Origin of the sequence: Streptomyces prasinopilosus (genome assembly GCF_001419695.1) — a bacterium.
GTDB classification, from domain to species: domain Bacteria; phylum Actinomycetota; class Actinomycetes; order Streptomycetales; family Streptomycetaceae; genus Streptomyces; species Streptomyces prasinopilosus.
Genome location: NZ_LIRG01000207.1, coordinates 1 through 9,032, shown reverse-complemented (window position 1 = coordinate 9,032; position 9,032 = coordinate 1). Strand labels below are relative to the sequence as shown.

At 74.8% G+C, this 9,032-nt stretch carries 4 protein-coding genes; 3 read left to right on the top strand and 1 reads right to left on the bottom strand.

Going from position 1 to position 9,032, the window contains the following annotated elements; all coding sequences use genetic code 11:
- Positions 1-37: 37 nt before the first annotated feature.
- Entirely contained in the window at positions 38-3,256 is a 3,219-nt protein-coding gene (locus AOK18_RS10370; RefSeq protein ID WP_055694127.1) for a tetratricopeptide repeat protein, read from the bottom strand.
- Between the two features lie 406 nt (positions 3,257-3,662).
- Here AOK18_RS10370 and AOK18_RS10365 point away from each other — a divergent pair, with 406 nt between their 5' ends.
- The 3 genes from AOK18_RS10365 (at position 3,663) to AOK18_RS10355 (ending at position 8,992) form a co-directional block, all read left to right on the top strand.
- Entirely contained in the window at positions 3,663-5,705 is a 2,043-nt protein-coding gene (locus AOK18_RS10365) for a thioredoxin domain-containing protein (RefSeq protein ID WP_055694126.1), read from the top strand.
- Positions 5,706-6,023: 318 nt separating this feature from the next.
- On the top strand, positions 6,024-7,292 hold the full coding sequence (locus AOK18_RS10360) for a glycosyltransferase (RefSeq protein ID WP_055694125.1): 1,269 nt from the start codon (positions 6,024-6,026) through the stop codon (positions 7,290-7,292).
- Positions 7,289-8,992: an ArnT family glycosyltransferase gene (locus AOK18_RS10355; protein ID WP_055694124.1), complete on the top strand. Its 1,704-nt coding sequence runs from the start codon at positions 7,289-7,291 to the stop codon at positions 8,990-8,992. Before AOK18_RS10360 ends, AOK18_RS10355 begins: the two co-directional genes overlap by 4 nt.
- The last annotated feature ends 40 nt before the right edge of the window (positions 8,993-9,032 follow it).

The following is a 9,032-nucleotide window of genomic DNA, read 5'->3' as shown; positions in this document are numbered from 1 at the left end:
CTCGCGGCCGGCCGCGAGGACCGGGTTCGCGCCGGCGTCACCCCGCCGGGCCGCCCCGCGTCCGCGACCCCACGGGCACGCCCATCACCTCGCGTGCGTGGCGGCCGGGGACCATGCCCAGGCGCCAGGCCTGCCAGCCCGCCTCCAGGCTCACCCCCCGTTCCAGCAGCAGCCGGTAGGCGTCCACGCTGTCGCCCAGCTTCCCGTCGCGGGCGGCGTGCGCGGTCCGGCCGAGCTGGGCCAGTTCCTCCTGGGCCACCGCCGTACCGACCTCCGTGCCGCCCGGGGCCGCGTACGGGAGCAGGGTGCAGCGCAGGAACCGGGCCCAGTCCTCGCCGCGCCGGTCCCCGTAGGACGCGAAGAGCGCCGCCGCCTCGTCGCACAGGGCCAGTGCCTGCGGGGTGCGGGTGTTGCCGGCGTCGACGACCGCCAGCTCCAGGCAGGTCCACGCCTCGCCGTGGGCCACCCCGATGCGCCGGAAGTCCGCGCGGGCGTCGACCAGCAGCTGACGGGCGAAGCCGGAGTTGCGCAGCGAACCGGTCTGCGCGGCCCGCTGGTCGCGGGTGACGCGGGCCGAGTGGTGCCGGGCGCAGGCCAGCCCGTACACGTCCCGCATCCGGGAGAACATGGTGCGGGAGCGTTCCAGTTCGCGCACCGCCCGGTCCAGGTCGCCGGTCTCCTCCAGCGCCTGGCCCAGGTAGTACAGCGTCCACGCCTCCCCGCGCGCGTCCTCGTTGTCCCGGTGCCGGGCGGCGGCCCGGCGCAGGTCCTCCACGGCCGGTGAGGCGTCCCCCTCGCCCAGCGGGGCGCGGGCCAGCTGGGTCAGCGCCCACGCCTCGCCCCGGGCGTCACGGGTCCGGCCGTACAGTTCGAGCGCGGTGCGCAGCTCCGCCTGCGCGCGGGGGACGTCGCCCGTGCGCAGGTTCAGCTGTCCCAGGTGGAAGTGCGCCCACGCCTGGCCGTGCAGGGACTCGCCCGCGCGGTGCAGCGCCAGCGACTCGGTGAGCAGGTCCAGGGCCTCGGACAGCCGGGCCCGGTCGCGTTCCACCGCGGCCAGCGCGTGCATCGTCCACGCCCGGTCGGTGGCCAGCCGGGGCGCGGACTGCAGGTCCATCGCCTCCCGCAGCCGCGCCGACGCCTCCGCCAGGTCGCCCTGGTGGTGCAGCGTGATGCCCAGCGAGGTCAGGGCCCGTGCGGCGCCCGCGTCGTGGTGCGCCTCCCGGTACAGGTCGATCACCGAGGTCAGGGTCGTCCGCGCCTTGTCCAGCTCGCCCAGCTGGCGGGCCGCGATACCGGTGCGCCACTGCACCGAACGCACCAGCAGCCCTTCGTCCACGGTCCGGGCCAGCTCGCTGATCTCCCCGAGCCGGTACAGGTCGCCGCGCAGCAGGCAGTAGTCGCACAGGGCGCCGAGGAGGTTCAGCACCGCCCCGCGGTCGACGCCCTCCGCGTGCCGCAGGGTCGCCGTGATGAAGCTCGACTCGTCGTCCAGCCAGCGCAGCGCCTCGTCCGGCGACGTGAAGCCGTACGGGCCGAAGCGGTCCGAGCGGGTCGACATGTTCCCGTCGACCAGCCGCAGCACCGAGTCGGCCAGCTCGGCGTAGTTCACGATCAGCCGTTCCTGTGCCGCGGCCCGCTCGGCCGGGTCCTCCTCGTCGAGGAGACGGGCCAGCGCGAAGGCGCGGACGAGGTCGTGCAGCCGGTGGCGGCCCTGCCGCACCGGGGTGATCAGACCGGCCCGGGACAGTGCCTCCAGATGCCGCCGCGCCTCGGCCTCGTCGGTGCCGAGCACCGCGGCCGCCGCGGCCGAGCCCAGCGAGACCCGGCCCGCCGGCGCGAGCCGCCGCAGCAGCCGCCGCGGGGCTTCGGGCAGGTCGGTGTAGCGCAGCCACAGGGCGCGCTCGACCGGGTCGACCGGCCCGTAGGCGCTCAGCTCCGAGGCCAGTGCGCGCGGCGAGCGCGCGCCCAGCGAGGAGCCGGCGATGCGCAGGGCCAGCGGCAGCCCGCCGCACAGCTCCCGGATCCGGTCGGCGGCTTCGGCGTCGCGGGCGCCGGGCGGGTCCTGCGCGACGGCGGTCAGGACCTCCTCCGACTCCGCCGGGCCGAGCGCCTCCACCGGCAGCTGGTGGACCCGGGCCGGCAGGTCGTCCGGCAGGCCGAGGGGCGCCCGGGAGGTCACCAGGACCAGGTTGTCGGAACGCTCCGGCAGCAGGGTGCGGACCTGCTGCGGGTCCGCGGCGTCGTCGAGGACGACCGTCACCGGCATGCCCGCCACATGCCGGTGGTACAGCTCGCTCAGCCGTCCGACCTGCTGGTCGGGCGAGGACCGCTCGCGGAACAGCAGCTGCTCGCGGGGCGCCCCCAGCCGGTTCAGCAGGTGCAGCAGCGCGTCCCGGGTGGGCAGCGGCGCCTCACCGGGGCTGTCGGCGTGCAGATCGACCACGCAGGCGCCGCGGAAGTGGTCCTTCAGGTCGTGCGCGGCGCGCACCGCGAGCGTGGTGCGGCCGCTGCCGGGCGCCCCGTACAGCACCACCACCGTCGGCCGTGTCTCCGTGCTCGCGCGCGCGGCCCGCACCCACTGCCGGATCTGCTCCATCTCCCGCCGCCGCCCCGCGAACGTCCCCACCGGCTCGGGCAGGTGGCCGAACGACTGCGCGAGCACGGTGCGCCCGCGGGCCGCCGCGCTCTTGTCGGCGCCGCGCAGCCGCGGCCCCGTCCGCCGGGGCCCGGTGGACGCGGCGAGCATCCGCTGCTGGTCCAGGAACGGCCGGATGCCGCGCACCTCCAGTGCCGTCAGCCACTGCAGCCGCAGCTGCTCCGGGCCGCCCGGCTGGCTCACCGCGCCGGCCCGGTGGTGGGCGGCGGGCACGTGCGCGCCCACCACCTTCAGCACGGTCGCCGCCGCCCCGGCCGCTCCGACGGCCACGCCCGCGCCGAGCGCCGCACCGGTCCCGGTGCCCAGGAGGAGGTCGGTGACCACGGCGGTCGCCCCGGCGACCCCGGCCACCAGTAACGGGGTCCCGGCGCCCTCCCGGGCGTACCGCTGGCGGAAGGTGAGCCGGCCGGCCGCCGCCTCGTCCAGGGCGCGGGTGTACGCCTCGTACTCCTCGGCCGCCGTCCGGGCCATCGCGTCCAGGGCGCCGCGCGCCCGGGACAGCAGCACCTTCCCGTCGGTGCGCCCGCCCGACCGGCGCACCTCCTCCTCCACCGCCCGCGCCAGCAGCCGCTCGGCGTCCGCACGATGACCGTCCCGCATGCCAGTCCCCCTCCGGCGGCCCGGTCGCACCCGGTGCGTCCGGGTGTCCTGGGGTCGCTCCCGTCCCTTCCCCGAGGGCCTCTCCGGTTATGCGCGCGCTTGATGTCCTGTACACGCCACATTTCGGGGAGGGGGCGGGACGGGGTGAGGCCCCGCCTGGTCACCGGACGGACCGGCCCGCTGGAGGACCCGCCCGGCCGCCGGGTGGACCGGTCCGCCCGGCGGCCGGGCCCTCCGCCGTCGACGGATCACCGAGGGGGCGGCCCCGCAGGGGGGATGTCCGGTGATCCGTGCGGGACGCCCGCCCGCCGCCCTGCCCACCACCCCGCCGGGCATCCGGGGCGCGGACGGCGGGCGGGCGCACGGGCGCGGTGGTGCCGGGCCGGTACTGGGGCAGGATGGAAGCATGCCGAACCGACTGGCCCACGAGACGTCCCCCTACCTCCTTCAGCACGCCGACAACCCCGTCGACTGGTGGCCCTGGTCGGACGAGGCCTTCGCCGAGGCGCGCGAACGGAACGTGCCCGTCCTGCTGAGCGTCGGGTACGCGAGCTGCCACTGGTGCCACGTCATGGCCCACGAGTCGTTCGAGGACCGGGCCACCGCCGACTACCTGAACGCGCGCTTCGTGCCGGTCAAGGTGGACCGGGAGGAGCGCCCCGACGTGGACGCCGTCTACATGGAGGCCGTGCAGGCGGCGACCGGTCAGGGCGGCTGGCCGATGACGGTGTTCCTCACCCCGGACGCCGAGCCGTTCTACTTCGGCACCTACTTCCCGCCCGAGCCCCGCCAGGGCATGCCGTCCTTCCGGCAGCTGCTCCAGGGCGTGCACCAGGCGTGGGACGAGCGCCGGGACGAGGTCGCCGAGGTCGCCGGGAAGATCGTGCGGGACCTGGCCGGACGGGAGATCTCCTACGGCGAGGCGCGGCCGCCCGGCGACGAGCAGCAGTCGCAGGCGCTGCTCGGTCTGACCAGGGAGTACGACCCGCAGCGCGGCGGATTCGGCGGGGCGCCGAAGTTCCCGCCGTCCATGGTGATCGAGTTCCTGCTCAGGCACCACGCCCGCACCGGCGCCGAGGGCGCCCTGCAGATGGCGCGGGACACCGCCGAGCGGATGGCGCGCGGCGGGATCTACGACCAGCTCGGCGGCGGCTTCGCCCGCTACTCCGTCGACCGGGACTGGGTGGTCCCGCACTTCGAGAAGATGCTCTACGACAACGCCCTGCTGTGCCGCGCCTACGCCCACCTCTGGCGGTCCACCGGCTCGGAGCTCGCGCGCCGGGTCGCGCTGGAGACCGCCGACTTCATGGTCCGCGAACTGAGCACGCCGGAGGGCGGGTTCGCGTCCGCGCTCGACGCCGACAGCGACGACGGCACGGGGCGGCACGTCGAGGGCGCGTACTACGTGTGGACGCCCGCGCAGCTGCGGGAGGTGCTCGGCGAGCAGGACGCCGAACTCGCCGCGCGGTACTTCGGGGTGACCGGGGAGGGCACCTTCGAGGAGGGCGCCTCCGTGCTCCAGCTGCCCCAGCAGGACGAGGTGTTCGACGCCGGGCGGATCGCCGGCCCCGGCGGGATCAGGGAGCGGCTGCTCGCGGCGCGCGGCACCCGTCCCGCTCCCGGCCGGGACGACAAGGTCGTCGCCGCCTGGAACGGGCTGGCCGTCGCCGCGCTCGCCGAGACCGGCGCCTACTTCGACCGGCCGGACCTGACGGAGGCCGCCGTCGCCGCCGCCGACCTGCTGGTCCGGGTGCACCTCGACGACCACGCCCGGATCGCCCGGACCAGCAAGGACGGCCGGGTCGGCGGCAACGCCGGGGTCCTGGAGGACTACGCCGACGTCGCCGAGGGCTTCCTCGCGCTGGCCTCGGTGACGGGGGAGGGGGTGTGGCTGGAGTTCACCGGGCTGCTGCTCGACCACGTGCTGACCCGTTTCGCCGACCCGGAGTCCGGTGCCCTGTACGACACGGCGTCCGACGCCGAGCGGCTCATCCGGCGCCCGCAGGACCCGACGGACAACGCCGTCCCGTCCGGCTGGACGGCCGCCGCCGGGGCGCTGCTCGGGTACGCGGCGCAGACCGGCTCCGCGGCCCACCGCACCGCCGCGGAGAGGGCGTTGGGCGTGGTGAGGGCGCTCGGTCCGCGGGTGCCGCGGTTCGTCGGCTGGGGGCTCGCGGTCGCCGAGGCCGCGCTGGACGGTCCGCGGGAGGTCGCGGTGACCGGTCCGGCACTCGACGACCCGGCGACCGCGGCCCTGCACCGCAGGGCGCTTCTGGGCACCGCCCCGGGCGCGGTGGTCGCCGTCGGGACGCCGGGGAGCGACGAGTTCCCGCTGCTGGCCGACCGGCCCCTGGTGGACGGGAAACCGGCCGCGTACGTCTGCCGCAACTTCACCTGTGACGTGCCGACGACCGACCCCGACCGGCTGAGCGCGGCCCTGGGAGGCTGATGCGGCCGGAGCGGACGGAGTGATCGGGGCGATCGGGGCGGTCGGAGCGGCCGGGACGACCGGTGGTCGGCCCCAACGCCGCCTGCTGAAAGCCGAGTTGACCGTGGAGTCGGCCGGCGGGTGAGGGAAACCGCCGCAGGATGGCTCGATCCGGGCCAACCGGTCGCTCCGAGCAACGGCAGGCAACAGGTTCTTTATCCGAACACCTCCCGGATTTCACACCTCCCCCCTAATGTCTGCACGGTGACGTGACAGGCGGACCGTCGTACGAGTGGTCCGCCGTCACGCGCCGGGGGATACGGGATCTGGGGGGATCTTTTGCTCACGTCTGTGTTCATCTCCGTCGTTTCGCTGGCCTTGTTCTGGATGGCCGCGTTCACCCTGTGGTGGCAGATGCACGCCTGGCGCACGCCGGAAGTGCTGGCCTCCACCCGGTTCAGCAGTCCGGACGGAGGGGAGCACCGGTCCTTCTCGCTGCTGTTACCCGCCCGGCACGAGCAGGCGGTGCTCGACCACACCATCCAGCGGCTGCTGGAGTCGAGCCACACCGACTTCGAGATCATCGTGATCGTCGGCCACGACGACCCGGAGACCGCCGCGGTCGCCGAGGCGGCGGCCGCGCGCGACCCGCGCGTCCGGGTCGTGGTCGACACGCACGAGAAGAAGAACAAGCCGAAGGCCATGAACACGGCGCTGCCGTACTGCCGCGGCGACGTCGTCGGGGTCTTCGACGCCGAGGACCAGGTCCATCCGGAACTGCTCGCCCACGTCGACCACGCCTTCCGCTCCACGGGCGCCGACGTCGTCCAGGGCGGGGTGCAGCTGATCAACTTCCACTCCAGCTGGTACAGCCTGCGCAACTGCCTGGAGTACTTCTTCTGGTTCCGCTCGCGGCTCCACCTGCACGCGCAGAAGGGCTTCATTCCGCTGGGCGGCAACACGGTCTTCGTCCGCACCGACGTGCTGCGGGCGGCGGACGGCTGGGACCCCGACTGCCTCGCCGAGGACTGCGACCTCGGCGTCCGGCTCTCCAGCGTGGGCAAGCGGGTCGTCGTCGCCTACGACTCCGACATGGTGACCCGGGAGGAGACCCCCGGGTCGCTGATGTCGCTGCTGAAACAGCGCACCCGCTGGAACCAGGGTTTCCTCCAGGTGTACCGGAAGAAGGACTGGAAGCAGCTGCCCGGGTTCGGGCAGCGGATGCTGGCCCGCTACACCCTGACGACACCGTTCCTGCAGGCGTTCACCGGAGTGGTCATCCCGCTGAACGTGGCGGTCGCGCTCTTGCTCGACGTGCCCGTCGGCATCGCCTTCGTCACCTTCCTGCCGGCCGTCACCGCCCTGGTCACCTTCGTGTTCGAGGTGGTCGGGCTGCACGACTTCGGCAGGCAGTACGGGCTCCGGGTCCGCTTCACGCACTACCTCAAGCTCGTCGCCGGCGGCCCCTTCTACCAGGTGCTCCTCGCCGGCGCCGCGATCCGCGCCGTCTGGCGCGAACACCGCGGGCGCAACGACTGGGAGCTGACCACGCATGTCGGCGCGCACCTCGCCGCGGACGACGTGACCCGAGAGGACGTCCTCGCGTGACCTCCACCCTCCCCGCGGCGAACGCCGCGGAGACGCCGGCCGCTGCCCGGAACCGGACCACCGGGACCGCGGGGCCCACCGGCACGACGGGGCCCACCGGGGCCGGCCCCGCCCGCCCCCGGCGGCCGCCGGGACCACCGGGAGCGCCGGGCCGTCTGCGCTCCTCCCGCTCCGACCTCCTCCTGTGCGGTGTCCTGCTGGTGGCGATCCTCGTCGTCCAGGGCTGGAACATCGGCTCCTACCCGGCCCTCAGCGACGACGAGGGCACGTACCTCGCCCAGGCCTGGGCCGTCCAGGAGGGCCGGGGCCTCGCCCACTACACCTACTGGTACGACCACCCGCCGCTCGGCTGGATCCAGCTCGCCGTGCTGACCTGGATCCCCGCGGTGATCAGCCCCGAGTCGATGACCGTCGGCACCATGCGGGCCGTGATGCTGCTGGTCAGCGCGATCAGCGCGGTCCTCGTCTACGTCCTCGGGCGGCGGTTCGCGCTGCCCCGCTGGGCGGCCGGCCTCGGCATGCTCCTGTTCGGGCTGTCCCCGCTGTCGGTGGTGCTCCAGCGCGAGATCTTCCTCGACAACCTCGCGGTGATGTGGACGCTGCTCGCGTTCACCCTCGCCGCCTCCCCGAGCCGCCACCTCTGGCACCACTTCGGCGCCGGGGTCGCCGCCGCCACGGCGGTGCTCACCAAGGAGACGATGCTCGTCGTCCTGCCCGCCCTGTTCGTCACCGCATGGCTGCACAGCCACCGGGACACCCGCAAGTTCGCGCTGACCGGCGCCGTCACGGCCTGCGTGCTGATCGGGTTCTCGTACCCGCTGTTCGCCCTGCTCAAGGGCGAGCTGTTCCCGGGTGAGGGGCACGTCTCCCTGTGGGAGGGCGTGCGGTACCAGCTGACCAGACCCGGCTCGGGGTTCATCCTCGACCGGGGCTCCGGCTCGTGGGGCGTCCTGCGGTCCTGGCTGTACTACGACCGGGTGCTGCCGCTGGGCGGCCTGGCCGGCGCGCTGCTGCTGCTCGCCACCTGGCGCTGGTCGGTCACCGCCCGCGCGCTCGCCGGACCGGCGCTCGCCGTGGCGATCCTCGCCGCGCTCGCCCTGCGCCCGAACGGCTACCTGCCCGCCATGTACGTGATCCAGGCGCTGCCGTTCCTCGCGCTCGTCCTCGCCGGCGGCACCGCGAGCGTCGCCCACGCCGTACTGCGCCGGTGGCGGTCCGGCACCGAACGCCGGTCCGTCGGGTACGCCCGGTACGCGCTCGCCGCCGCCCTCGCGCTCGCCGCCTGCGCCCAGGTCGTGCCCCGCTGGTACGACGGCGTCCGCACCGCCGTCACCACCGACGCCAACGCCCCCTACGAGGCCGCGTCGCACTGGATGGCCACCGAGGTGGCCGACCCGGGCGGCACCCGGGTGCTGGTGGACGACGCGATGTGGCTGGACCTGGTGCACGCCGGGTACCGGCCGGGGCTCGGCGTCATCTGGTTCTACAAGGCCGACCTGGACCCGGCGGTGACGAAGACGATGCCGCGCGGCTGGCGGGACCTCGACTACGTGGTCGCCTCGCCGACCGTGCGGCGCGACGCGGTGGACCTGCCCAACGTCAGGGCGGCCATCGAGCACTCGGAGCCGGTCGCCGTGTTCGGCACGGGCGCGGACCGTGTCGAGATCCGCCGGATCGCCGCCGCCGGAGGTGCCCGATGAACCAGGAGTCCACGGCCCCCGGCGAGCTGGAGACCCCCGC